The organism is Bowmanella yangjiangensis (genome assembly GCF_018531185.1).
Taxonomy (GTDB): Bacteria; Pseudomonadota; Gammaproteobacteria; order Enterobacterales; family Alteromonadaceae; genus Bowmanella; species Bowmanella yangjiangensis.
The window spans coordinates 526,747-550,722 of the sequence record NZ_JAHDJU010000002.1; the positions used below are offsets into that span (position 1 = coordinate 526,747).

At 50.6% G+C, this 23,976-nt stretch carries 21 protein-coding genes; 8 read left to right on the forward strand and 13 right to left on the reverse strand.

Annotated features, from left to right (window positions below):
• Positions 1-43 precede the first annotated feature (43 nt).
• A complete protein-coding gene (locus KJY73_RS12035) occupies positions 44-868 on the reverse strand; it encodes a sulfite exporter TauE/SafE family protein (protein WP_188690499.1) in 825 nt (274 codons plus the stop codon).
• A gap of 123 nt (positions 869-991) precedes the next feature.
• Here KJY73_RS12035 and KJY73_RS12040 point away from each other — a divergent pair, with 123 nt between their 5' ends.
• Positions 992-1,663 carry a malonic semialdehyde reductase gene (locus KJY73_RS12040; RefSeq protein WP_214343984.1) on the forward strand — a complete coding sequence of 224 codons (672 nt, stop codon included), beginning with the start codon at positions 992-994 and terminating at the stop codon, positions 1,661-1,663.
• Positions 1,664-1,670: 7 nt separating this feature from the next.
• On the opposite strand, the gene KJY73_RS12045 is transcribed toward KJY73_RS12040, so the two are convergent.
• A complete protein-coding gene (locus KJY73_RS12045) occupies positions 1,671-2,456 on the reverse strand; it encodes a glutathione S-transferase family protein (protein WP_214343985.1) in 786 nt (261 codons plus the stop codon).
• 160 nt (positions 2,457-2,616) lie between these two features.
• Between KJY73_RS12045 and KJY73_RS12050 the strand changes: the two genes are divergently transcribed.
• Complete coding sequence (locus tag KJY73_RS12050) at positions 2,617-5,280, forward strand: TonB-dependent receptor (protein WP_214343986.1); 2,664 nt, start codon at positions 2,617-2,619, stop codon at positions 5,278-5,280.
• Positions 5,281-5,353: 73 nt separating this feature from the next.
• On the opposite strand, the gene KJY73_RS12055 is transcribed toward KJY73_RS12050, so the two are convergent.
• From KJY73_RS12055 to KJY73_RS12090, 8 genes are all read right to left on the reverse strand, one after another.
• Positions 5,354-6,016, reverse strand: a complete 663-nt coding sequence (locus KJY73_RS12055) for a DUF4097 family beta strand repeat-containing protein (RefSeq protein WP_214343987.1) — start codon at positions 6,014-6,016, stop codon at positions 5,354-5,356.
• 197 nt (positions 6,017-6,213) lie between these two features.
• A complete protein-coding gene (locus tag KJY73_RS12060) occupies positions 6,214-7,956 on the reverse strand; it encodes an LVIVD repeat-containing protein (protein ID WP_214343988.1) in 1,743 nt (580 codons plus the stop codon).
• Positions 7,957-7,967: 11 nt separating this feature from the next.
• On the reverse strand, positions 7,968-8,966 hold the full coding sequence (locus KJY73_RS12065) for an amidohydrolase family protein (protein ID WP_214343989.1): 999 nt from the start codon (positions 8,964-8,966) through the stop codon (positions 7,968-7,970).
• Between the two features lie 9 nt (positions 8,967-8,975).
• Positions 8,976-9,491: a 3-hydroxyanthranilate 3,4-dioxygenase gene (locus KJY73_RS12070; RefSeq protein ID WP_214343990.1), complete on the reverse strand. Its 516-nt coding sequence runs from the start codon at positions 9,489-9,491 to the stop codon at positions 8,976-8,978.
• A gap of 1 nt (position 9,492) precedes the next feature.
• On the reverse strand, positions 9,493-9,930 hold the full coding sequence (locus tag KJY73_RS12075; RefSeq protein ID WP_232848582.1) for a RidA family protein: 438 nt from the start codon (positions 9,928-9,930) through the stop codon (positions 9,493-9,495).
• 1 nt (position 9,931) lies between these two features.
• Complete coding sequence (locus tag KJY73_RS12080; RefSeq protein ID WP_232848583.1) at positions 9,932-10,714, reverse strand: 2-keto-4-pentenoate hydratase; 783 nt, start codon at positions 10,712-10,714, stop codon at positions 9,932-9,934.
• Between the two features lie 9 nt (positions 10,715-10,723).
• A complete protein-coding gene (gene mhpD, locus KJY73_RS12085) occupies positions 10,724-11,521 on the reverse strand; it encodes a 2-keto-4-pentenoate hydratase (RefSeq protein WP_214343992.1) in 798 nt (265 codons plus the stop codon).
• Positions 11,522-11,530: 9 nt separating this feature from the next.
• Complete coding sequence (locus KJY73_RS12090) at positions 11,531-12,991, reverse strand: 2-hydroxymuconic semialdehyde dehydrogenase (RefSeq protein ID WP_214343993.1); 1,461 nt, start codon at positions 12,989-12,991, stop codon at positions 11,531-11,533.
• A gap of 314 nt (positions 12,992-13,305) precedes the next feature.
• Between KJY73_RS12090 and KJY73_RS12095 the strand changes: the two genes are divergently transcribed.
• On the forward strand, positions 13,306-14,253 hold the full coding sequence (locus KJY73_RS12095; RefSeq protein WP_214343994.1) for a LysR family transcriptional regulator: 948 nt from the start codon (positions 13,306-13,308) through the stop codon (positions 14,251-14,253).
• 131 nt (positions 14,254-14,384) lie between these two features.
• A complete protein-coding gene (locus KJY73_RS12100) occupies positions 14,385-16,286 on the forward strand; it encodes an alpha/beta hydrolase family protein (protein WP_232848584.1) in 1,902 nt (633 codons plus the stop codon).
• Between the two features lie 442 nt (positions 16,287-16,728).
• On the opposite strand, the gene KJY73_RS12105 is transcribed toward KJY73_RS12100, so the two are convergent.
• A complete protein-coding gene (locus KJY73_RS12105) occupies positions 16,729-18,948 on the reverse strand; it encodes a TonB-dependent receptor domain-containing protein (RefSeq protein WP_214343995.1) in 2,220 nt (739 codons plus the stop codon).
• A gap of 166 nt (positions 18,949-19,114) precedes the next feature.
• Between KJY73_RS12105 and KJY73_RS12110 the strand changes: the two genes are divergently transcribed.
• Both KJY73_RS12110 and KJY73_RS12115 read left to right on the forward strand, forming a co-directional pair.
• Entirely contained in the window at positions 19,115-19,987 is an 873-nt protein-coding gene (locus tag KJY73_RS12110; RefSeq protein ID WP_214343996.1) for a zeta toxin family protein, read from the forward strand.
• Positions 19,971-20,621, forward strand: coding sequence for a UPF0149 family protein (locus KJY73_RS12115; protein WP_214343997.1), 651 nt, complete (start codon positions 19,971-19,973; stop codon positions 20,619-20,621). Before KJY73_RS12110 ends, KJY73_RS12115 begins: the two co-directional genes overlap by 17 nt.
• Here KJY73_RS12115 and KJY73_RS12120 read toward each other — a convergent pair.
• Both KJY73_RS12120 and KJY73_RS12125 read right to left on the reverse strand, forming a co-directional pair.
• Complete coding sequence (locus tag KJY73_RS12120) at positions 20,593-21,228, reverse strand: response regulator transcription factor (RefSeq protein ID WP_214343998.1); 636 nt, start codon at positions 21,226-21,228, stop codon at positions 20,593-20,595. The two genes, KJY73_RS12115 and KJY73_RS12120, sit on opposite strands and share 29 nt — an antisense overlap.
• Entirely contained in the window at positions 21,225-22,358 is a 1,134-nt protein-coding gene (locus tag KJY73_RS12125) for a sensor histidine kinase (protein ID WP_214343999.1), read from the reverse strand. Before KJY73_RS12125 ends, KJY73_RS12120 begins: the two co-directional genes overlap by 4 nt.
• 148 nt (positions 22,359-22,506) lie before the next feature.
• Here KJY73_RS12125 and KJY73_RS12130 point away from each other — a divergent pair, with 148 nt between their 5' ends.
• Entirely contained in the window at positions 22,507-23,286 is a 780-nt protein-coding gene (locus KJY73_RS12130) for a MipA/OmpV family protein (protein ID WP_214344000.1), read from the forward strand.
• A complete protein-coding gene (locus tag KJY73_RS12135; protein ID WP_214344001.1) occupies positions 23,286-23,936 on the forward strand; it encodes a hypothetical protein in 651 nt (216 codons plus the stop codon). The genes KJY73_RS12130 and KJY73_RS12135 overlap by 1 nt, the downstream gene beginning before the upstream one ends.
• The last annotated feature ends 40 nt before the right edge of the window (positions 23,937-23,976 follow it).

Here is a 23,976-nt window from a genome sequence, read left to right on the forward strand (position 1 = left end):
TAAAATTGAATATCAGTAAGCCTTGCTATCTTTTTTTACATATTCAAGCCAGTAAGGTGCGGTACAGCATGCGGCCAGCGACCAACAGCAGGAAAAAACCGAACAGCATGCTGAGCCTACGTTTATCCAAGCGATGGGCGAGCTTGGCGCCAAAGGGAGCCATTACCACAGTGACCGGTGCGATCAGTGCCACACCGATCAGATTGATATAACCCAGGCTGCCTGGTGGCAGGCGCGAGTCTCCCCAGCCTGAGTAGGCGAAACCAAAAGCGCCAGGCAGGCTGATCAGTAATCCAAACAGCGCAGCTGTACCCACCGCGCGATGGATAGGCTGATTCATCAGGGTTAGCACCGGCACGCTCAGGGTGCCGCCGCCTATACCCATCATGCTCGACAAGCCGCCTATGGCCAGTGGGGGAAAAGGTGCTGCCAGCCCACGTGGCACATCTCGGCTGAGGATCAGATTGTCCAGTGGCAACAGCATTTTTAGGGCGACCAGCAGTGCCACCACGCCAAACACCGCGGATAAAACCTGGCTGTCCACAAAGGCTGCGCCGATGGCGCCTAAAAGTGAGCCCATCAGCACCGCCGGGCCCCAGATTTTTACCAAACCCAAGTCCACTGCCCCTTTGGCGTGATGTGCCCGGGTGGATGAAATCGAGGTAAAGATAATGCAGGTCAGCGACGTGGCAACGGCTACATGCATGCGAATGGCCGGCTCTATACCGTACAAACCCAAGGCCGTGTCCAGCACCGGCACTATCACAATGCCGCCACCTACACCCAGCAAACCAGCCAGCAGACCGGCGACGATTCCTGTGGCCAGCATCATGGCGGCCAATGGCAAAACAGCGTCGATAAACTCCATAGTCTCAGATCTCTAAACCTATCTAGGTATACTTTGATAATGTTATTGTATACATTAAATCTAGATTGCATTCAGATCTAGTGTTTTTTTTAACTCAACCATGTCTATTGGGAGGACGCCAAGATGAATTCACCGGCTATTAGTCACACACAACAGCAGGCTATTGATATGGCACAGGCCGCTGCCACCAAGCTTCGAGAGGAATTTGAACCCCTAAGCCCGAAGATGCTGGATCAGATCCTGTGTGAAGCACGCAGCCATAATGGTTGGCTGGATAAACCTGTTGCCAAGCAAACCCTCAGGCAGCTTTACGAGATTGTGAAAATGGGCTCCACCAGTATGAACAGTTGCCCGGCCCGCTTCGTGTTTATACAAAGTGAACAGGCCAAGCAAAAGCTCAAAGCCTGCCTGGCCCCACTCAATGTCAACAAGGTACTGAGCGCACCTGTTACCGTGATCGTTGCCCATGACCTGGCGTTTTACGAGAAGATGGACAAGCTGTTTGCCCACAACCCCGGTGCTCGTCAGATGATGGCCGACAATGCCAAGGCTGCTGAAATCACGGCTTTTAGAAATGGCACACTACAGGGCGCTTACCTGATGATTGCGGCGCGCGCCCTGGGTTTGGATGTAGGCCCAATGTCGGGTTTTAATAATCAGGCCTGTGATGAGGCTTTCTTTGCCGGTACCCGTGTCCGCAGCAACTTTTTGTGCTGCCTGGGTTACGGTGATACCACAAAACTGTTTCAGCGCCTGCCGCGTTTGGATTTTGATGAAGCCTGCCAGATTATTTAGAGTCTGGTTACTCTTGCAGGCCTTGTTGTTTCAGTAATCTGCCCAGTTGCTCCAGATCTTCGGCTTTGGGACTGGGCATCCTGTATTCCGGTGGACACATGGCCTGCTTATAGGCCGGGTGGGTGCGTATGCGCGTCAGCCAGTCTTGCACCTGTGGCTTGCCCTGCCAGATAAAATCAAACTTTAAACGACTTACCCTGTCAGCCAATGCCATCGTACTGATATCCGCCAGGGTAAAGGTTTCATCGGCCAGCCAGGTATGCTGGGTCAGCCGTTGCTCCATCAACTCCACAATCGCAACAAGCTGTTGAACACTTGCCAGCACCGCCTGGTAATCCACACAAGTTCCCACCAGGTTACGAAAGGCGGCCGCTCGTGCTGGCTGCGGGTGCGAGGCGATCAGCGTTTCGAGCGCTTCAGGGGTCATATTGGTAAAGCGCTGGCGAATCATAAGCTGAAAAGATGCCACTCTCAGCGTGGGGTGGATCACATCATCAAAATACTTACACCACATTCGCATATTAGCCCGGGCCATTGGTTGTGAGGGGACCAAGCTGGGTATAAAAGTTTCGTCCAGATACTCATTGATGATGCTGGACTCGCGGATAACCTGGCCGTTATGCACGAGGGTCGGCACCACGCCGGCCGGATTAAGCGCCAGGTAATCGGGATGCAGATGTTCAAAGTCCCGCAGCACCACGCGCTGGCTTTGCCAACTCAAGCCTTTGGCGGCCAAGCAGGCGCGTACCTTAAAAGACATCAACGAATCCCAATCTTGATAAAGCCAGAGCATTTCATCACCTTTATTAATGTATACATGAAAATATAAATGTATTTAAATTGATTAAAAATATATACAAATATTTAACATTGAATTATATGTAAAAAAAGTGAGTGCAAAATAAACAACCTCAATCAACCGCACAGCAACAAGAACGAAAGAGGAGACGGGTATGACACGACACACCAACCTAACCAATCTGGGCTTATGCACCAGTTGCCTACTATCCGGTTTGGCAACCAGTCACAGCCTGATGGCGCAAGATGCGCCAGCCAACCAGGACAGGAATGTCGAGCAAATCGTCGTCACGGGGTCGTTTATCAAAGGCAAAGAGCAGGGCACCAGCGCTTCGCCTATTGCCGTAATTGGTGAAGACGATCTGAATAATATCGGGGCCACCAGTGTTTCCGATCTGGTCAATACCTTGACCATCAATACCGGAGCGCAGGTTTATTCGGACAGTTTCGAACAAGCCCGTTCAGCCGGTACGACTAATATCAACCTGCGTGGTTTGGGCGTTACCTCTACGCTGGTTTTGCTAAACGGTCAGCGGCACACCTTGTCACCGGCGGTTACCGAAGCCGGTGATCAGTTTGTGGATCTCAGCACATTGGTGCCCGCCATCGCCGTGGAGCGGGTGGAAATACTCAAAGATGGCGCGTCGTCCTTGTATGGCTCTGATGCGGTGGCTGGGGTGGTAAATTTTATTACCCGTTCCACCTTTGAAGGATTCGAGCTGGATGCCAACTACCAGCACAATAAATACGGCTCGGACGAAGTCAGCCTGGGCGCTATTGTGGGGGCGGCAGGTGAACGCAGCAATCTGATGTTTGCCGTGAATTACTTAAAGCGCACCAATGTGCCTAATTCTGCGCGACGCGATGATTATGCCGACAATCAAGACTCCTGGAGTGGTTACGGCTTTCCCGGCAAGGTGATTGCGTTTGACGGCCCTCCGGGACCGCCGATTAAACTCATTGACCCAAGCTGCCTGGATGGTAGTGCTTTTGAAAAATATCCGGGTCTGGTGCGCCGCAAGCCAGATGGTGAGTTCCCAAGCGACGGTGCTTGCGAACTGAACTACGGTTATTACGGTGACATCATTGCCGCCGCCGAACAAACACAGGCCATGGCGCAAGCGACCTTTGATTTAACCGACAGCACGCAGTTGTTCAGTGAATTGGTGGTGGCCCGCAATAAGACCACGATTAATTCGGTGCCAAGCCAACCCCAGCTAGACGAAGTGCGGGTACCTGCGTATCACCCGGACGCTATCGAAGTAGGAGGCCCTGACCCCTTTCCCGGCAGTGCCTCTAACAGTGGCGTGCTGTTTATCCGACCACTGGGGGCTGGTTCCGAGCCCAATAAAGATGACAAAGTTTACCAAAGCTGGCGTTATCAACTCGGCCTGAAAGGCGACTTGACCAATGATTGGAGTTGGAAAGCCACCTGGACTACCAGTGTCAATGAAGCAGAAAACGCCCGCAAAGATGTGATTACCAACAATTTGCAAGCGGCCTTGAATGGTCAGGGTGGGCCAAACGGCGATGCATTTTATTATTGGCTGTCGAGCAGCCAGGATAAAAATACCCCTGAGATGTATGACTTTATCTTTGGCGAGTTTGGCTATCAGGCTAAATCCAGCCAAAGCGTATTTGACGCCCATGTCACCGGTGATTTATTTGAACTGCCAGCCGGTTCGCTAGGGGCTGCTTTTGGTGTGCAACATCGTACCGATAAGCTGGAATACGATTTTAACGAGTTATCTAACGATCTGGTGTTTAACTTTTTTGGTGGCGGTGAAGATTTTACCGGGGAACAGAAAGTGTGGGCGGCATTCGCCGAATTCTCCATTCCGTTGACTTACGATCTGACGATGCAGACCGCGATACGTTACGAGGATTTTGACTTGGCCAGTACCACTGACCCCAAAGTAGCCCTGCTGTGGACCCCAAGCCAGGACTTTAGCCTAAGAGCCAGTTACGGCACCTCGTTCAGAGTGGCTACCGTGTTTCAGAATGATTCCCAGTTTATTACGCCGCAAACCGCCAATGATCCGCTGGCCGGTGGTGATGAAGTGAGTTTTATCTCATTGCTGACCGGTGATCCAGAGCGCCCATTAAAGCCACAGGAGTCTGAGGCTGTGAACCTGGGGATGAGCTGGACCTTCGCCGAAGATGTTACTTTGAATCTGGATTACTGGCGCTTTGATTATAAGAACTTTATTACGCCTGAGTCCGCTGCAGCATTGCTGGCTGTCGACCCGACCAGCAGTCAGATTGAGCGCGGACCGGGTGGCGAAGCGGTGAAAATCACCACTTACTACCGCAACGCCGGCTCGGTGCAAACCGATGGCATAGATTTCAGCTTGTTCACGGATCTGGACATGGGGGAGTGGGGTAACCTGCGCCCTATGCTGGATGGTACTTATCTGCTCAGCTATGACCTGGACGATCCGCTACTCGGCCCCATCGATGGCCTGGGCAATGTCAACGATGAAAACTTTGGCGTATCCACCGTCGAGCTGCGCGCTAATCTGGGCTTGCTGTGGAGTAACGGTAAGCACAGTGGCAATCTTTATGTTCGCCATATTGGCGATTACCAGAATGACAATGAAGACAACGCTAAAGTTGCCAGTTGGACCAAGATAGATATGCAGTACATCTATCAGATGGATCCTTTGCTAAGTACGGGGGAGGGCCCAAGGTTAATGGTGGGGGCGCAGAACCTGTTTGACCGCGCCGCCCCTACCGTGCGCAATTCGCTTGGCTACGATGCCACTGTGCACGATCCCCGTGGTCGCATGGTGTATGTCAATATAAAACAGGCGTTTTAACCTACGTCAGCTTTGCAATAAGGCGGGCTAGGCCCGCCTTATTTAAGGTTTTTATACTAAGACGCTTGGACTTTTATTCTGCGCTGTAACGGCGCTCAACTTTGTTCAGCAATGCCGGATCTTCCAAGTCCAGCTTTACTGGCTTATGCAGAATAATACGACCCTCGATGCGGGCATTTTTGTCGACAAACAAGGTCGGCTCGTCATCGTCACCCCAGCTTTTATCTTTGCGGTGATTAAACACTACATCACCTTTAATGGTGGTACTGCCTTTCAACACGATATCGCCATTCAGGGTCTCCAGATCTTTACCAACCTCTGCGTCATCCAGCAGGATATCGCCATTCACTGTGCTGATATCTCCAGCTACCTGGGCGCCGCGTTCCAGACTGATGCGACCATTTACGGTTTCAAGATCGTCACTCACTCGCAAGTTCTTACCAGCAATGATGCTGCCGTTGACGGTTTCAGCTTCTTCCACTGATACATTGTCGCCCAGTTCGATACCACCGTTGACTGTGCTGACATCTCCGGCGCTGCTGCGATGACCAATGTCAATTCCGCCGTTGACCGTGCTCAAATCGCCTACCTTACGGTCACTTTGAATATCAATACCACCAAATACCGTGCTTGAATTTCCATGTTCATCAACATCACCACCCACGTGAATAATACAGCCGGAGAGTAAGGTCACGCTGAACAGTGGCACCAGCAGAGCGAGAGTATGTTTTTTCATGTTAATCCTGTTGATTTTGCTTTTTGATATTTAAAAGCAAGCCTCAGGCCACATAAGTAAGCTGTTTAAAATCAATTGGTTATGTATTTGTTGTGTGGAGTAAATAAATAGGTTTTGCCAAACTTTGGCACAATTCGCCACTTTTGCTGAAAAATAAGCCACTCAATAAAAAGGAGCCTTACGGCTCCTTTTTCTGATTAGGGTCTTGGCGGCCATGCCTGCTTAGGTGGGGCAAAGCTGGGCTCACCCAAAAGCGGGCTGGACAGGGCGTAGAAGCCATGGTTAGTAAACAGCCAGAATAGGTTGCGGTCGTACTCCACATAAACCGAGTGGGACAAATTGCCCATGGCATAGCTGGCTACCTGATCTTCCTTAAAGGGTGGCACGAAGTAGGCAGCAATTTGTGGTTTATCCGGGTTGCTTACGTCAAACACCTGCAAGCCGGCATTGTAGAAGTTAAACGGCAGAATACCGGCTTTGTGACTACCCGGTTGATGATAGGCACCAGTGCGTTTTGGACCAAAGCTACCACGACGCTGACAAAAATCCGTAAAGGATGCGTCGGCTGGCGGCTTGGGACGAGGCATCACACCTTTCACCTTGGGATTGGCCGGGTCAGACACATCAATAATATGGATATCTTTGTAAGGCTCGTAGCAGTCTTCGTTGAGTGGGTAGCCACTGAAATACACCAGACCGGTTTCTTCAACCTGGGACACATCGACAAAATCCCCTTCGGTACCGGCAATATTGGCTGGGAACTTCAGATTACTGACCACCTGCATATTGGATGGGTCGCTGATATCCACTACCACAAAACCTAACCCGCCCATGGCGCCATAACCATACTTACCACCCTGGGAAGCCGGTTTGGGAATAAACAGTGGCATACGAGAGCCCATCCAGGAGGTACGGTTTCCTGCACGCGGATCTGCTTTGAAGACCGCCTCATGCTCCGGGTCGCCGACGATTTGCCCAGGCAAACCTAGCATATCCAAGAATCTGGGGTTAGTCGGATCAGACATATCCCAGGCCTGATAGCCTGCGCTGTATAGGTCATTGGGGTATTCGGTCAAACCCCAGCGCTTATCCGGGGCTGCGGAGACATACATAATGTCGTCGCCGAAATAAGCGGGAATATCCCTTACCCCTGAACCTTGCTGCTGTCCTACAGGGGCATCCGCATGCAAGATGTCAGTGGTCCGCTCGGCAATTAGTTTCCAGTCTTTGGGGAGCGGTCCATTCATCTCGTAGACTTTAAAGCCTTTAAGGTGATTGGCGTTGCGAATTGCTTCTACTTTATCTGGCTGGCGGTATTTATCACGTAGCAAACCGAAACGACGAATCTCAAATGCTTGCACCATTACATATTTACCCAGCTTTTTGCTCCATTGGATACTGGCCGCGCCCATCATGTCGTTTTCTGCATACGGATTTTGTTCTTCACCGTCAGGGCCGTTAGCGCCCCAGGTGTGGCCCCGGGTCAGAAGCAGTTCAACGCTCTTGGGGTCCGTAATATCAAATATCTTCAGATCACGGCGCACATATTGGTAGAGATAGCGGCGACCATTGAAATCAACAATATTCTGCCAAGTATGAAAAGGCTCTACCGTAATAGGGTAGTAAGCTTCCACCTTCATATTCTTGATGTAGCTGTTGGGATCCCAGTAATCCAGTTGCCCTTCAAAAGGAAAGGCATCATGAGACTCCGGGGTCGCCTTGGGATGCACGAAGCTGCCATCTGCCTGCATACCATAACTACCAGGCACTGGATTAGCCGGCGTGCGGTCACCACCCAATTCAGCCTGGCGCTTAACTATAGGGTCCTTGATGTTAACCGGCGTGTCTTTGCTTATGTCCCAGGGACTGGCGATTAAACCCGTGCTGACAACCAGCGCAGCGGCTATGGCACTCAGCGGGAGCCTTCTATAATTCTGCATGTCGGTCTCCGTTATTTATTAAGGTTAAAAAATTCAGCGGCGTTATCTGCCAGAATGCGTTGCTTGGTCTGTGCGCCTAGCTCATCGTGGCTTTTTACCAGCTCACCTATGACCTGCTCACCCAAAGGAAAGGGATAGTCTGAGCCCAGCATCACCCGCTCTTCGCCCATGGTTTTGACCAGTAAGGCCAGGGCATCGGGGTGAAATACCGCCGAGTCCACATAGAACCTGTCCATGTAGCTGGAGGGTAGGTTAGGGCAGTCTTCGCGCACGATATCTCTGTGTTTCCAGGCGTTATCCACGCGGCCAATCAAATAAGGGAAACTGCCACCACCATGGGCAAAACAGATTTTCAGGCTGCGGGGCAAACGCTCAAAGGCTCCCGATAAAATCAGGGATAAAATCGACAGTTGCGTTTCGGCAGGCATGGCGACCAGCCAGGGCAACATATATTTAGGCATGCGCTCGGGGGCCATCATATCCCAGGGATGGATAAGCACAGGTGCGCCAATATCGGCGCAGTGGTGCAAGAAGGTCACAATACCTTCGTCATCCAGATTCTTCAGACCCACATGGTTACCAATTTGCACCCCCACATGGCCATTGGCCATACAACGGGAAACCTCAGCGCAGGCCGCGTCGATATCCTGCATGGGCACCTGACACAGGGCTTTGAGGCGTTGGCTATCCGGAGTGCAAAGTTCCAGTGCCTGGTCATTCAGCCAGGCAGCCAGCGCCAAAGCCTGTTCCACGGGGCGGTGGTAGGCAAAAAGTACCGGTGTGGCGCACATAATCTGGATGTCGATACCAAGCTTATCCATATCTGCCAGGCGTTTTTGGCTGTCCCAGCAGGCATGGGTAATAGGCCGGAATAGTTTGCCGTCAATCAGAATGTCTGCTTGCTCGGCATTCTTGTGCACCACTTGTGGCCAGCCCTGGCTGTTAAAACGCGCAGCGAAGTCCGGCAAACTAGCTGGAAAAAAGTGCGCATGCATGTCGATTAACTTCATGGCCAACTCCTATTTGCCGGGGTGCAATTCGCCACAGGCACTGCAGGTGCGTAATTGCTCATTTTCCTGAAAAGCTTTAAACAGCGGGGGCAGGTCTTTGACGATGGATTTCAGTTCCACTTGCACTTCATGCAGCAGGTGGTTGCAGCTCAGGCAGTACCAACGAAATGCGTCATGCTTGCCCTCTGGGCGTTTGGGCTCAATAACCAGACACAAGCTGCCTGCCTCGGGGCGTTGCGGAGAGTGGGGTACATAAGGGGGTAACAAAAATACGTCACCCTCTTTTAGCTCCAGTTTATATGGGCCGTTTTCCCCCATGATGTTGAGGTACGCATTGCCTTTCATTTGGTAGAAGAACTCTTCTACCGGGTCCACATGGTAGTCAAAGCGCTGATTAGGGCCACCCACTACCGTACACATCAAGTCTGCATCTTCCCAAATCAATGCGTTGTTGACCGGCGGTTGCAGCTTATCTTTATGGTCATCCAGCCATTTTTGGAAATTAAAGGCTTTGAGTTGTGTCATGTTAGCTCTCCTTGACCGCGTTGGACTGCGGCTTATAGGCCACCGCCTTGATTTCAATCAGCAGGTGCGGATGTGGCAACTGATGTACGGCTACTGTGGTACGGGTTGGTCCGTTGGCATCGAAGTACTCGCTATATACCTGATTGTAAGGACCAAAATCATTCATATTGACCAGAAAGGTACTGATTTCTACTAAGTCTGCCAGGGTTGCCCCTTCGACGGCCAGAATATCGCTGATGTTGTCAATCACCGCACGGGTCTGGGCGCGGATATCCAGATTGGTGGTGCCCATAGCATCCACTTCTGCGCCCACTATGCTGTTATCTGGCAGGCGCGAGCTGGTGCCCGAGACAAACAAAAAATCACCGGCTCGCTTAATGTGGGGAAACTTGCCTCTTGGTGTGGCTTTACCACTGACCAGGGTTGAACGGTTAGTCATATTATTCTCCGGCATGCAGATGGACCTGACCCATGCTGCTGGTATGCAAGCAAACATGGTCGCCAGTACTGAGCGGATGTGCCGCCGTGGCCGCGCCGGCCAGCACTATCCAACCGGCTTCCAGACAAATATCGGACTCTGCCGCCAGGCGCGCCGCTTCCACCAATGAGCGCCAGGGATTGCCAAGAATGGCCGAAGATGAACCTATCTGTACCGGCTTACCGTTAACTTCCATCACCATGGCCTGATTGCGGATATCCTGCTTGGGGGAGCACCACTGGCCCAATACAAAGCCGGAAGAGGAGGAATTGTCTGCGACCACATCGGCCAGCGAGAACTTAAAGTTGGCATAACGTGAATCGATAATTTCCAGCGCTGGTGCAACAGCATCTACGGCATTCATGGCTTCCAGCAGACTCACTTTGCCTTTGAGGGTTTTATTCAGGCGAAAGGCAATTTCCGGCTCAATTCTGGGGTGAATAAAACGCTTGAGACTGACACTGTCACCTTCCACCAGTTGCATAGTGCTGGTCAGACGGCCCCAAATCAGGTCATCCACGCCCATTTGCAGCATTTTTGCCCGGCTGGTAAAGCCCATTTTAATGCCCAGCAGCTTTTCGTTGCGGCTCATGCGTTTCTCAATACCGGCGGCCTGAATCTGGTAAGCCTGCTTCAAACCAATTTCCGGGTAGTCCAGACTTAGCTGCGGCGTAGCCTGGCTATTCAGCATGGCTCTATCCAGAATCTCGGCAATCTGCATGGTTTGATGTTGTTTATTGTCCATGGGCCTTCCTTATCGTGCGCTGAAACTGGCTCTTACCGAGCCAAGTCCACTGATTTCACAATCAAAAACATCACCCGGCTGGACTGCGACCATGGGGCCAAGGGCGCCGGTCAGAATGGTGTCGCCAGCACGCAAAGGTTGCCCTAACTGTGCCATGGTTTTGGCCAGCCACAGCGCTGCACTCAAAGGGTGACCCAGGCAAGCTACCCCGGCACCGGTGGAAACCGGTTCACCTCGACGGCTTAAACTCATACCGCATAGTTTGAGGTCTATCTGGCTAAGGGGTGTTGGTTTGCCACCCAGTACATACAGACCACTGGAGGCGTTGTCGGCTACGGTATCGACAATGCGGATATCCCAGTTTTCCACCCGGCTGCCAACTATCTCAAGCGCTGGCAGCGCAAAGGCGGTGGCGCGTAGCAAATCCGCCAGTGTGGGCTGCTGCATGGTCAGATCCTGCTCCAGCACCAGGGCCACTTCGGCTTCAATTTTAGGTTGCAGTACAGCAGAGAAAGGAATCTCTTTGCCTTCGGCTATGGCCATGTCAGCAAACAGGGCGCCAAAATCGGGCTGGTCAACACCAAGCTGGGTTTGTACCACTTTGGATGTCAGGCCGATTTTCCGACCGACTAAACGGCGACCCTGCTGTTGCCAATATTCAGTATTGAGCTGTTGTACCCGATAGGCACTCTCAAGATCGTTGTCTGCCAATAATGTACGCACAGGAGTACAAGGTTGGCCGCACTCCTGAGCCTGGCGCAATTGCAAGGCGGCGCGAAGTTCAGCGTCAGTGGCTTGTGATTGCATAGTTTCCTCTTACAGCTTGATGCAGATGTTGCTGGGTTCAGCATAAAAATTCAGGGAATGCTGGCCACCCTCACGGCCGATACCAGACATTTTTACCCCGCCAAAGGGGGTGCGCAGGTCACGCAGATACCAGGTATTCACCCATATCATGCCGGCTTCCATTTGCCTGGCCACCCGATGACCGCGGCTAATATCCTGGGTCCAAATGGCAGCAGCCAGGCCGTACTTACTGTTGTTGGCCAGCGCCACAGCTTGTTCCTCACTGTCAAAAGAGCTGATGTGGGCGATGGGACCAAAGATTTCCTCTTTGACGCAGCGGGCGTCTTCGCTCAGACCGGTAATTAAAGTGGGTTGCACCCAAGCGCCCTGGTCGCGTTCATCACCAAATTCGGGCACGCTGCCGCCAGTGACAAAAGTGGCCCCTTCTTCGGCGGCCAGTTTGTAATAAGACAGCACCTTATTGCGATGCTCAAAGGAGATCAGTGGCCCCATGTCGGTATCGGCGTCCGTGGGCCAGCCAATTTTCATGGCCTCGGCTTTTTGTTTTAACGCCGCCACAAAGCGCTCTAAGAGGGAACTATGTACATACACTCGCTCGGTACAGAGGCACACCTGCCCACCGTTAGTAAAGACTGACCGTGCAGTACCTTCGACGGCCGCTTCAAAGTCAGCGTCTTCAAAGATAATCGCGGCATTTTTACCACCCAGTTCAAAAGACAGGGGTTTCACGTGCTCTGCGGCGGCGCGCATAATGGCACTGCCGGTGCGGGACTCGCCGGTAAAGGTAATGGCATCAATATGTGCATGACTGGTGAGATATTCGCCTGCTGAATTAGGGCCAAAGCCATGGATCAGGTTGAATACCCCAGGCGGGATACCCGCTTCATGCATCACTTCTGCCAGTAAGGTCGCGCTGGACGGTGTTTCTTCCGACGGTTTGGCGACGATACAGTTGCCCGCCGCCAGTGCCGGTGCCAGCTTCCAGGTCAGCAGTAATAGCGGCAGATTCCAGGGTGCGATGACAGCAACAACGCCAAGGGGCTTGGGCAGACTGTAGTTCAGTGCACCTTTGCCATCTGGCGTATCAGTATGAAAACACTCACTGCCAGCGGTTTTTACCATGTCGGCAAATACCCGGAAATTGGCGGCCCCGCGGGGAATATCAATGCTGGAAGCCTGCTGCAGGGATTTTCCGGTATCGCGCATTTCAGCAGCGACAAATTCATCAAACCTGGCCTCAATACCATCGGCGACTTTATGTAACAAGGCAGCGCGCTGGTGCACCGACATGCTGCCCCAAGGGCCGCGTAAAGCGTCTTTAGCGGCCATAACGGCCTGATTTACCTGTTTTTTATCGGCTTCAGCCACCTGGCAAATACGTTGGCCGTTAACTGGATTGATATTGTCAAAACGCTTGGTGCTGTCGACAAATTCCCCGGCGATGTAGTGATGCAAAATACTCAATGTCATTCCTGATTCTCTTATTGCTGCACAGGGCAGCGCTGAGGCTTGGATTGACTTTACAGGCCGTTAACATAATACAAAAATAGAATTTACCGACTCAGCTATAAGGTAAAAGTTATATCTTTAGTCCGCTATGGATTGGGAACGGCGAATAGTGGGTGAATATTTCAGATGAATGATTTGGGTATTTATTATCCAGTAGGAAATGTGGTAAGACATAATAAAAGGGTTAGTAAATTATCTTTGCTATAGCCTTTAGTTGATAGCAAAAAAGGGGCTGCGGCTCGTCAATAACAACAAATTCATCTGAGACATTGCACATGACACCAGAAAAACTGCAACGCGATATGGTCGCCCGCATGAAGCTTAAACACTTGAAGCTACTTGTTACTGTGGGGGAGCAGTGCAATATCTTCAAAGCGGCGCAGTTGATGAATATGGCGCAGCCAGCGGCAACCAAGATTATCCGCGATATTGAGTCTGCCTACGAGCTGACCTTGTTTGAACGCTCATCTCGGGGCGTAGTGCCCACCTTGTATGGCGAGGTGCTAATCAAACATGCCAAGCTGGTGCTCTCGCAGATAAAACATGTGAGCGAAGAGCTGACTTCGTTGCAGGGCGGCTTATCCGGTCATGTCACTGTAGGTACACTGATTACCGCCAGTTTAACTTTGTTACCCAAGGCGCTGGTGAGACTGCGGGCCGAACGGCCGAATATCTCGGTGACTGTGGTGGAGGGGACTCAGGATGTGCTCTTACCCAATCTGGTGCAGGGCGACTTGGATCTGGTGGTGGGTAGGATCCCAGAGCATCAGGACTATGACGGATTAACCTCTATCGAGCTGTATGAAGAGCCGACCATGATAGTCGCCAGGGCCGGGCATCCACTGAGTAACCGTGGTGTTTTGAGCCTGGAAGATTTGTTGCAGGAAGATTGGATCTTACCCTCACCTCAAACCTATTTGCGTCGTGAGCTGGATCAGAATTTCCGTGACCAGGGCCTACCCTCACCTGCCCCTGTGGTTGAGTCGGTTTCTGTGCTGACGAATCGTACCTTGCTAAGGGAAACCGATATGATCGCGGCCATGCCCTATCAGATCTTTCACACCTATGAACAGCTTGGTGAGTTATGCCGCTTGCCAGTACCCGCCTTGGCCCGCAAGGGGCCGGTGGGGATCACTATGCGAACCGAAGGGGGCCTGACGCCCGCCGCAGCCTGTTTAGTGGAGGATCTAAAGCTGGTTGCGACTGAACTAACGGAAAGCTAGGAATTAAAAGTAATCACTTCAGTGCCGAGCTGCCCGATGTTTTGTTTTAAAGTTAAATTTTTTGGCTGACTTTAACGTAACGATTTTATATAAATCACCCCGTAGAAAAAACATTAAAAAAGGAATCAGGGATGAAGTACATTGTGTGTTTATGCACTTTTTTGTTCTGTGGCCAGATTATGGCTGCAACGTTAGATGTTGAGGCTTACGCTAAATTACCTTTAGTCGAGCAGCCACAGATTTCCCCCGACGGTCAGATGATCGCCGCCTTATATAACCTGGATGATGGTCCCCAGGTTGTAGTTGCGCCATTTCCCACCCTAGAATTTTCCACCTTGGCTAAGCTGAAAAAAAATCGTGACAGGTTGGAGTTTATTCGTTGGTCTGGAAATAAGTACCTGATTATTTCCGCCAGCTACCCTGAATATTTTCAAGGACAGCATTTCAGGGTGCAAAGGTTGTATGCCATCAACGTCGAAGATGGCAGTTCCAAGGAAATTACCAATCGGCGGTTTAGCAGCCAGTCCTGGTACCAGTATCAAAGTTATATTCTGACGTCTTCGCTTAAAGATGACGAAGAACATATTTTAGTGTCCACCTATGACTTTACGGACGAGGGCTATTCGGTTTTCAAAGTGAATTTGAAAACAGCAAAATTCGAGAAAGCGGTTAATAATGTCAACGACATAGATTATTGGTATGCCGACCGTAAGGGCAGAGTTCGAGTTGGTGTGGCTGTAGAAAAGAAAGATGACAAGATTAACCGAACTATTTGGTATCGGGCTGCGGAGCAGGATGAGCTGAAAAAGCTTCATACCCGGACTTACGGGGTAGGGGAAACTTTTTATCTTATTGGTTTGAATGACCAAGGTGATAAAGCCTATGTGCTTTCAGATCGTGAGACAGGTTTTCAATCCTTGTGGCTTTACGACATTCCCAAAGGGGAATTCGAGCAGATGCTGTTTACTCACCCGCAATACGATTTAGAGGATGGATTATTTGACAGCCAGGGAGAATTAATCGGTGCTTACTATTATGACGATTACTATCGCTCCTATTACTTTGACCCGGCTGATGGTGAGCAGGAAAATACTATATCCGCAGTACTTAAAGGGCAGGAAGTTACCGTTGTTAGTCGCAGTGCTGATAAAACCAAGTTGCTGGCGATGGCGGTACGTGATGACAAAGTACCAACATATTTCTATTTTGACTTAGCAAAAAAGAAAGGCGGCATTTGGCTTTCTCAGTATCCGCAGCTAGCTAAATCTGCCATGCATGCTGTAGAGCCTTATCAATTTGAAGCCAGTGATGGGCTGAAAATATCTGGCTACCTTACTATGCCTGTAGGCGTGGAAGACCCCGCAGTTATTGTCTACCCACATGGTGGCCCGCATGCCCGTGATTACCGTTATTTTGATCCTAAGGTGCAGTTACTTGCTGCAAAGGGCTACGCTGTGCTGCAAGTTAATTTCCGTGGCTCAGAAGGCTTTGGGACGGCGTTTGAAACGGCTGGCTATTATCAGTGGGGAAAACGTATGCAACAGGACGTTTATGAGGCAATGGACTGGTTGTTGGCCTCAGATAGGGTGTCGAAGACCAAAGCCTGTATTGTGGGGGCTAGCTATGGAGGTTATGTTGCACTAACTGCTGCTTACCAGCATCCGGAACGTTTTGATTGTGTAGTCAGTGTATCTGGTGTCTCTGATTTAGAAGAGCTGGTTCAGGACGAAGAAAGGCAGGACAGCTTTATTGGCAATATAGTTGATATTACTGATAAAAATGCCATTGATGAGTTAGCTGACGTCTCAGCGATTAATTATCTCGATAAGATTAAGAGTCCGATGTTACTCATTCATGGTACCAAAGATACAAGGGTAAACTATGATCAATCTCGGTCTTTTTACAGCAAGGCTAAAAGCCGCTTAGATATTAAATATATCGAGATAAAAGACGGTACACACTTTTTTGATGATTATGAAAGCAACCTGACATTTATTCGTGAATTGGATAGTTTTTTAACCAAGCACTTATGATGGCTTGATTGGCGTTAATCACTTGCATCATTATATTTTTGAGATCGGGGATCCTCTTTTTTAAGAGGATCTTAGATCGCCTTCCGATCTGGTAATAAAGTCGGGGCGGGCGCTATTCTTTTGCCGCTGTGGATTATTTTCTTAGCTTGTCCTTATTAACCCTCCAAGTACGTCTTGTTTCTAAATTGCCCAGGTAGAGATAGTCCATTCGAACAGCGATTGGCCCATATGTATCATTGATTTAGTGAAGCGGAAAAGCAGGTTTATGACTTATCCACTGTTGGCTTAAAAAGCTGTGGAAAAAGCTGTGTTTTAAATTTGGGTGTTGTTCGAAGATGTGCGTTTAATTGCAGGGATCCTGCGTTGATCTTCTGGCAAAGTTGGCTTAAAAAGAGAGAGAGGATCGCTGTTGGATCCTCCCATATGGATCGCAGAGTGGAGCTTAAAAACGGCCTTTGATGCCGAATCGGATTGCCCGACCTGGTAGCGGCGCGACATCTTTAAGGAAAGAGGAATGCACTCTGGCTTCTTCGTCGGTCAGGTTGTCTCCCTTTAGGAACAGCGTCAGATCCGCCAGATCGCTCGGTAAATAGTAGTTAACGCTGGCTGACACCAAGGTATAACCCTCTGTCGAGCTTTCATATTCGGCGTATTTGTCCTGCTTGCTGTAACGGGTAAAGCCTGCTTCGGCATGCCATCTGTCGTATTCAAAGTGCAGCGAGGAGCCTATCCGCAGTGGCGGAATGCGCGGGACATTGCTGCCGTCATCCAATTTGGCGCGGGTGTAATCGGTAAAGGCATCGATGCGCCAGTTTTCAGCGAAGTGCCAGTCCATCTCGGCTTCGAATCCATACAACTTGGCGTCCTGTTGGGCAAATAGGAAGACCGGCAGATCCTCGCCATGCGCATGTCCGTCTTCCAACTCTCCGCTGTCTTCTACTTCATCATGGGCGTGCAGATGTCCGTTGCTGATTACTAGCCCAGTGTCCTGCTGAAACACGTAATTATCTACCTGGTTGTAGAACAGGCTCACCGACGCGTGCCACTGATCGGTGTGATAACGGTAAGTGAGATCAAGGTTGTTGGAGACCTCCTTGTCCATCTTGCTTTCAGCCTGCTCCAGCAGATATTCATCCTCGTGTTGGTGAATGGCAAAGCCACCACCAATTTCATAAGTGCCGGTGCCAATATGTGGGCCAAAAGCAAAGGTCTCTGAAGCGGAAGGTGCTCGCTGCGAATAAGCATAGTTAAAGGCCAGCGATTGGTGCTCATCTAAGCTCCACACCACGCCTGCGGAGGCACTCAAGCTGTTGTAGCGCTGCTCGTCAAAGTGGATTTCGTGCTCCTCTTCCTCCTCGGCGGCGTCATGGGCTTCGTGAGCGTGGGCCATGGCGTCAAAAAAAGCATTGTCCGGCTGATGGCGAACTTTCTCTACACGTAGTCCCAATTGCCACAGCAAGTCACCGGTGCGTTTTTCTTCCAGTACGAACATTGCCAGACTTTGGCTGTCCGTGGGAGGCGTAAAGGCTTCTTCACCAATGGCGGAGAATTCAACGTCATTGAAATGCAGACCTATTACTCCTTCCCAGCCAAATAGCGGCTTGTGTTCGGCCCATAGGCGGGATTCCAGCGTTTGATTCTGGAACGTTGTGCCAACTTGTCCCTCTTCAATTTCACTGTGCTGATAATCGGTATAGCCGTTATGCCAGTGTACTGCAGAGAAAGGACCGGTTAGGTTATTCCAGTCAATAATGGCCTGAAACCTGTCTTGCTTCAGACGAGCGTAAACGCCTTCTTCGGTTTCCGCACTGTGCTCGTCTGCTTCATCCTCTTCTCCATGCTCTTCATGGGCATGACCGGGAACGCCGTAGTCAGAATCCAAACGGCCGTATGATAACGCCAGGCGGAAGTCATCGCTTATCCAACCGCCACCCAGTGTGAATCCCTGCGCATCGATAGCAGAATTTTCCAGGTATCCGCTTTGTTCATCGTCATGCTCGTCTTCATCATGAGCCAATTCGGCTGGGCCTGGGATCTCAAAATTATCGGTTTTACGGCTGAAGGCGTCCAAATGCCAGGCAAAGCTGCCAGCCCCACCGTTTAAATCGGTGGAAACGGTTTTCTCGTTGGCGACTGTGTCATAAAAACCCATAACCTGGCCGCTCAAACCATCCTGGGTTTGCTGCGGGAGGCGGTTATCCACCACATTCACCACCCCACCAATTGCCCCGCTGCCATACAGCAATGTGGCAGGACCTCTTAACACTTCTATCTGCGTGGCGGTAGATACTTCAGTCGCGACGCTATGGTCAGGGCCAACGCGCGACGCATCTGATGCATCCAAGCCATTTTGCACAATCTTAATTCTGGGGCCGTCCAGACCACGAATAATCGGGCTGCTGGAGACTGGGCCGAAGTAGGAGCTATTTACCCCTGGGGTGTTTTTCAGGGTCTCGCCCAGCGTCGCAGCCTGATTCTGTGCAAGCTCTTCACCACTGAGAATGGATACCGGCGTGGCTGATTCCAGAATCGTACGCTTTAATGGTGAAGCACTGATTACCAATGTTTCAATATCATGTTCATCTTTCTGGACGGGTTTGTCATTAGCCCAGCCAAATGCTGGCAGAAGTGCCAGCACAATAGGGGAGAAGCGTACTTTCATGGGGTTACCGCTATAATCGTGAATTGGTAATATTATAACATTTCTGTTCATTGGCAGGTCAAGGTCAGACCGATAGAAAGGGGGGCTTTTGCGACAAACAATCCGTTATTACTTATTAGGCTAATTTCTGCTGTAATAGATATAAGTATTCAGTGGAAGGACTGTTTTGAGGTTACCCTATTCTACACTTGGCCTGGGAAAATGGTTGGATTTGCTGAAACCCCAGGCGCATGCACTTCGTCAGCAATGGTGGCCTTTGACTGAACAGTTGGCGGCACAGAAGAAACCTTGCGTATTTGCTATCAGTGGGGCACAGGGGAGTGGTAAATCTACCTTGGCCAAGTATCTGCAAGCCGAGTTAGGGCAAACATTTGGATTGCAGGTTGCGGTATTGTCATTGGATGACCTCTACTATCCCCGCTCTCACCGGCGCTGGCTGGCCGAAAATGTGCATCCCCTGCTAGCAACCCGTGGCGTGCCTGGTACCCATGACATCAGTTTAGGGATGGAACTGATTCGCCGTTTCAGAAATGGCCAGGATCTTAGCTTGCCAAGGTTTGATAAAAGTCAGGACGACCGAAGCGTAGAAGGTGAATGGCTGCAAGGTCCGGCGGATATTCTCATTATTGAAGGTTGGTGCCTGGGGGCCACCCCACAAGAAGAGCTGGAGCTCACCAAGGCCATTAATGAATTGGAACAGCAGGAAGATATAGCGGGCACCTGGCGTCAGTATGTGAACCATTGCTTAGCTGGAGATTATCAACGCTTGTTTGCCACCTTTGATAGATTAGTCATATTGCAGGCACCAGATTGGCAGAGTGTGCTGACGTGGCGGGCAGAGCAGGAGCAAAAATTGATGCAACGAGGTGGAAGGGGCATGAATGAGCAACAGCTGGCCAAGTTTATGCTGCATTATCAACGATTAACTTGTCATCAACTACGGAGCCCGGCACGCGATGCTTGGCAGGTTTTCCAACTGGACGCTAATCGACGGGTCACTGCCGTCAAAGGGCAATACACGCATGACTGGCAAATCTGAAGTGATGGGGCAGGACTTAAAAACACTCTGCGAAGATCATCCTCAGTTGCTACGCAGCTATCATGAGGTTTGTGGGCTGCTGTTTTCGGTAGCTGCTGCACCACAGATCCCTGCCCCTCAACAATGGATGCCTTGGGTACTGATCAGCGACGAGATGTCTGCAGAGGTCGCTGAAAAGCTCACGCAAAGCTTAATGGATTGCTTCAAAGCGCAGTTGTTAATCATGCGGGATGAAGGCAATTTATTACCCAGGGTTTGTGTTTATCATGCTGGATTAACGCTGGAAGATGCCCTGAGCCAGTGGATGAGCGGTTGTTTATTGGGTCATCAGCACCTGCAGAAAGTGTGGCAGCAGGCCTGGTCACAGATGCAACAGCAGGCGCCGGATGATGCCCCCCAAGCCGCCAAAGAACTTAGCCACTTATTACGTTTGTTCAGCACTTTTGCCAATGTACCTATGGCGCTGGAGCAGGCTGCGGCTGGTGGTAATATACAGCTTGCCGCTCAGTTGGCGGCTATTGCTGAAACCCTGCCCAGAGCATTGCGACAGTACGTGAGCTTGGCTGGCAAGCTAGCCGTTTACCTTCCTCACCAGTTTGAAACTTTTATATCAGGCCAAGATCCAGCGCCTTGAGCACCGCACGTGTGCGGTCTCGCACATTCAGCTTGGCCAGAATGGCGGAAACCTGATTGCGAATGGTACCTACTGAGCGATGCAGCGCATCGGCAATCTCGTGATTGGAGTACCCGGCGGCCACCAGCCTGAGCACTTGCACTTCTATATCCGTGAGTTGTTCTATCAGTGCGCTTGGGGAATCCTGGTTGTCCCTGGCTTTTTCCACCCGACAGGTCACTGCGGGTTGCAACCAGCTTTTACCCTGCGCCAGATTAATGATGGCGTTTGTCAGCGCGTCAAAGCTTACGTCCTTGCGCAGGTAGCCTTTGGCACCCAGCTTAATGCACTCAAGCACCAAATCATGATCATCAAAGGTGGTCAGTATCAGCACAGGTAACTGAATATTGGCTGCTTTAAGTTGTTTAAGTACATCCAGCCCTGTGACTTTAGGCATACGGATATCCAACAGCATAACATCTGGCTGATAAGTAAGGGCCAGCGCCAGGGCCTCACTACCGTCGTCAGCTTCGGCAACAACATCCAAACCAGGTTTAAGCTGTAAAAGACTTTTGATGCCTTCACGAACCAGGTTCTGGTCGTCTATCAATAAGATCTTAACGTTCATGTACCGCTATCCGGGAGTATCGCAAGCAGGCTGAAGCCAGCCGGGCCAGCTTCTATTTTCAATTCGCCATCCAGTTTGCTCAGCCGCTCCTGCATGCCAGTTAAGCCATGGCCAGGTGTGATATCTTTTGTATGGCGGCCATTATCATCCACCTGCAGATGCAAAACTCCTTCACGTTTGTTGAGGCTTAATCGACATTGGTTGGCACCACTATGCTTGAGAACATTAGTGAGCGCTTCCTGGGCACAGCGAAAAAGCGCCTCTGCAACACGTGCATCGATGATCACCACGTCAGGGTCTATATCAAGGCTAATTTCCAGACCATCCAGATCCTGAATCAGAGCTTGCAGTGCGGATACGATATCCAGCTGATTTGCCCGGCGAATGTCTGCTACAGCTTCACGAACATCAGAGAGAAGCAACTTGGCCAGTTCCTGTGCACGTTTAATATGTTGACTGGCACTGTCCTGGCTAAGCTGGTTGGCGACTTCCAACTGGATACTCAATGCGGTCAGGTGATGCCCAAGCACATCATGTAAGTCTCGTGCTATGCGCAGTCGCTCATCACGACGGGTGGTGGTATAGAGCAAGCTTTGTGTGGCCCTTAATTCTCTCAGCAAGTGAGCGTTGGCTTCCTTGGCCTGTCGTTCGGCCTGTAAGCGTGTGGCGATGAAAAGCGCAAAAAGGTTCAAGGTGGAAAACAGCAGGGCGTTGACCAGTCCATATTCGGCTGGTGAAAGCACAAAGTTCAGCATTGGCAACAATAAGCAAACCAATACGCAGATGAGTGGCCTGAATAATTCGCTAAGGTGTGCCACCAACATAATACCTAGGATAAGAATCATGCCATTGGGGAACAGCCACATTAATAGCAGGAGACACAAGGCCTGGACTAACGGCCCCAGCCAAATGTAGTCGGAGCGCAACATACGCCACAAATACCCCGCCAGAAACAGTAGCAACAAACTGCACACCAGCAGCACGGCACCGGGAGTGGGAGCAAAACGATGCTGAATATTGGGATCGTTCAGGTGCCAGAAATACAGGGTGAAACAAAGGATAAATCCCCAGGTTAGAAAACCCAGGCCGATTTCAAAAAATTTGCTGTTCAAACGGTCCGATAACTTCATGGCGGCAGTATCGCATAACCGCAGTATGCCTCGAATAGGGCAAATGTCACGATCTCCGCGACGTGACTAAAGGCCATGACATTTGTCACATGTACGCACCGAATACGCTCGCTAAGCTGCCCATAGTTTAATCAAGGAGACTATGACCATGAGGAGCTTATTCTACGGATGCAAACTGCTATTACTGCTGATTTTCTCAGGCTGGGTGCAGGCAGATGAGACATGGAAACTGGAGTTCGGTGGAGGGCTGGCGGCTTATGACACACCCTGGGTGGATATGCCGATTCAATACATCACACTACCCTACATCAATGCCGAATATGGTCGTTGGCAGTTGGGTGTTAAACATGGGATTTTTCAGTATCGGCTAAGCGGTGACAACTGGCCAGTTAGCCTGTCTGCCGGGCTGAATTACCGGGATGAAACCTATGACAGCGTGTTTAGTTTTAACGATAAGCTGTCCGATGATCCTGTCTTCACAGGTTATCATTCGCCCGATGGGGAAGTGACGGCCCAGCTAAACGCGAAGTGGCAGCATTTATCCTTGTCGGTGAGTCAGGATGTGTCCAACCACTCATCAGGCACTGTCGCCGATTTATCCTATATGCACCCGCTCTATCAGGGAGAGCGTGGTGTGCAGTTCCTTATGGGCGGCGGTGTGCGCTGGCTGAGTGAGAAATACAGTGACTATCTGTATGGGGTCTATGGCGACAATATCGCTCCGCAGTATGGCCGTGTTGCCTATCAAGCCGAAGCTGCGACCAACTACCAGCTCTCCATGCAGTTAATTTACCCCTTCAATCGACAATGGAGCCTGAGTGCGCAGGCCAGCTATGAATGGTTGGATCAGACCATACAGGACAGCCCGCTGGTGGATAAGTCCGGTGTTGGCAAAGTCATGGTGTTTTTCACCTATAGGAAAATGTAATGAATAAAGTCATCACTATATCGCTGATGCTGATATTGTCAGCCTGCTCCAGTGACGATGTGGAAACCGCCAACTTTGGCAGTGACTACTACAAGAGTGACTATCAATTGGTAAATGCCACAAATCTTGAGCTGGACTTTTACATGGCCAACTCAGAACTTGACGGCGATGAAAGAGACCCGTTCAAAGACAAGTACAAAGTGGCGCATGTCACCAAAGAGGAAGGAACCAAACAAATTCGCCATGAGCATAACGCAGAGCGCAAAGTGAACTTTTACGTGCATGCCCCTTACGCGAACAAGGCGGGCTACCGGGAAACCCATAAAGTTAAACGGGACAGGCATTATCAGTGGTTGGCCTGGATGTCCGGGGAAGCCTTATCACACAGTTTATTTGAGAAATATGAGTCAAATCGTGAGGGCTATATCAGGGTCAGGCTATTTGCTACGGATACCGCTTTGCAGGCCAACAACAGCGGACAAACTCTGACCCTGACCATCGGCAAAGTCTCGGAGTTCATCTCCGTGGATCAATGCAATGGCGGCCTGCAAGTCAATGGGATGCCTATCAATCTGTGTGACGCTTCGTTTGGCCGCAGCTATTTGCTGGTGGTTGGTGATGAAGGACGTATTAGCTTGGCGCTGCAATAATTTTTTAACTCTTTAACCCCTTTTGGCTTTGTACGGCGTT

Bases quoted from the DNA above. Each gene is read 5' to 3' on its own strand.
- KJY73_RS12075 (WP_232848582.1), bottom strand. From the start codon at position 9,930: ATGACTAACCGTTCAACCCTGGTCAGTGGTAAAGCCACACCAAGAGGC.
- KJY73_RS12095 (WP_214343994.1), top strand. From the start codon at position 13,306: ATGACACCAGAAAAACTGCAACGCGATATGGTCGCCCGCATGAAGCTT.
- KJY73_RS12060 (WP_214343988.1), bottom strand. From the start codon at position 7,956: ATGCAGAATTATAGAAGGCTCCCGCTGAGTGCCATAGCCGCTGCGCTG.
- KJY73_RS12125 (WP_214343999.1), bottom strand. From the start codon at position 22,358: ATGAAGTTATCGGACCGTTTGAACAGCAAATTTTTTGAAATCGGCCTG.
- KJY73_RS12055 (WP_214343987.1), bottom strand. From the start codon at position 6,016: ATGAAAAAACATACTCTCGCTCTGCTGGTGCCACTGTTCAGCGTGACC.
- KJY73_RS12120 (WP_214343998.1), bottom strand. From the start codon at position 21,228: ATGAACGTTAAGATCTTATTGATAGACGACCAGAACCTGGTTCGTGAA.
- KJY73_RS12040 (WP_214343984.1), top strand. From the start codon at position 992: ATGAATTCACCGGCTATTAGTCACACACAACAGCAGGCTATTGATATG.
- KJY73_RS12100 (WP_232848584.1), top strand. From the start codon at position 14,385: ATGAAGTACATTGTGTGTTTATGCACTTTTTTGTTCTGTGGCCAGATT.
- KJY73_RS12130 (WP_214344000.1), top strand. From the start codon at position 22,507: ATGAGGAGCTTATTCTACGGATGCAAACTGCTATTACTGCTGATTTTC.
- mhpD (WP_214343992.1), bottom strand. From the start codon at position 11,521: ATGCAATCACAAGCCACTGACGCTGAACTTCGCGCCGCCTTGCAATTG.
- KJY73_RS12090 (WP_214343993.1), bottom strand. From the start codon at position 12,991: ATGACATTGAGTATTTTGCATCACTACATCGCCGGGGAATTTGTCGAC.
- KJY73_RS12105 (WP_214343995.1), bottom strand. From the start codon at position 18,948: ATGAAAGTACGCTTCTCCCCTATTGTGCTGGCACTTCTGCCAGCATTT.
- KJY73_RS12045 (WP_214343985.1), bottom strand. From the start codon at position 2,456: ATGCTCTGGCTTTATCAAGATTGGGATTCGTTGATGTCTTTTAAGGTA.
- KJY73_RS12065 (WP_214343989.1), bottom strand. From the start codon at position 8,966: ATGAAGTTAATCGACATGCATGCGCACTTTTTTCCAGCTAGTTTGCCG.
- KJY73_RS12035 (WP_188690499.1), bottom strand. From the start codon at position 868: ATGGAGTTTATCGACGCTGTTTTGCCATTGGCCGCCATGATGCTGGCC.
- KJY73_RS12050 (WP_214343986.1), top strand. From the start codon at position 2,617: ATGACACGACACACCAACCTAACCAATCTGGGCTTATGCACCAGTTGC.
- KJY73_RS12070 (WP_214343990.1), bottom strand. From the start codon at position 9,491: ATGACACAACTCAAAGCCTTTAATTTCCAAAAATGGCTGGATGACCAT.
- KJY73_RS12080 (WP_232848583.1), bottom strand. From the start codon at position 10,714: ATGGACAATAAACAACATCAAACCATGCAGATTGCCGAGATTCTGGAT.
- KJY73_RS12135 (WP_214344001.1), top strand. From the start codon at position 23,286: ATGAATAAAGTCATCACTATATCGCTGATGCTGATATTGTCAGCCTGC.
- KJY73_RS12115 (WP_214343997.1), top strand. From the start codon at position 19,971: ATGACTGGCAAATCTGAAGTGATGGGGCAGGACTTAAAAACACTCTGC.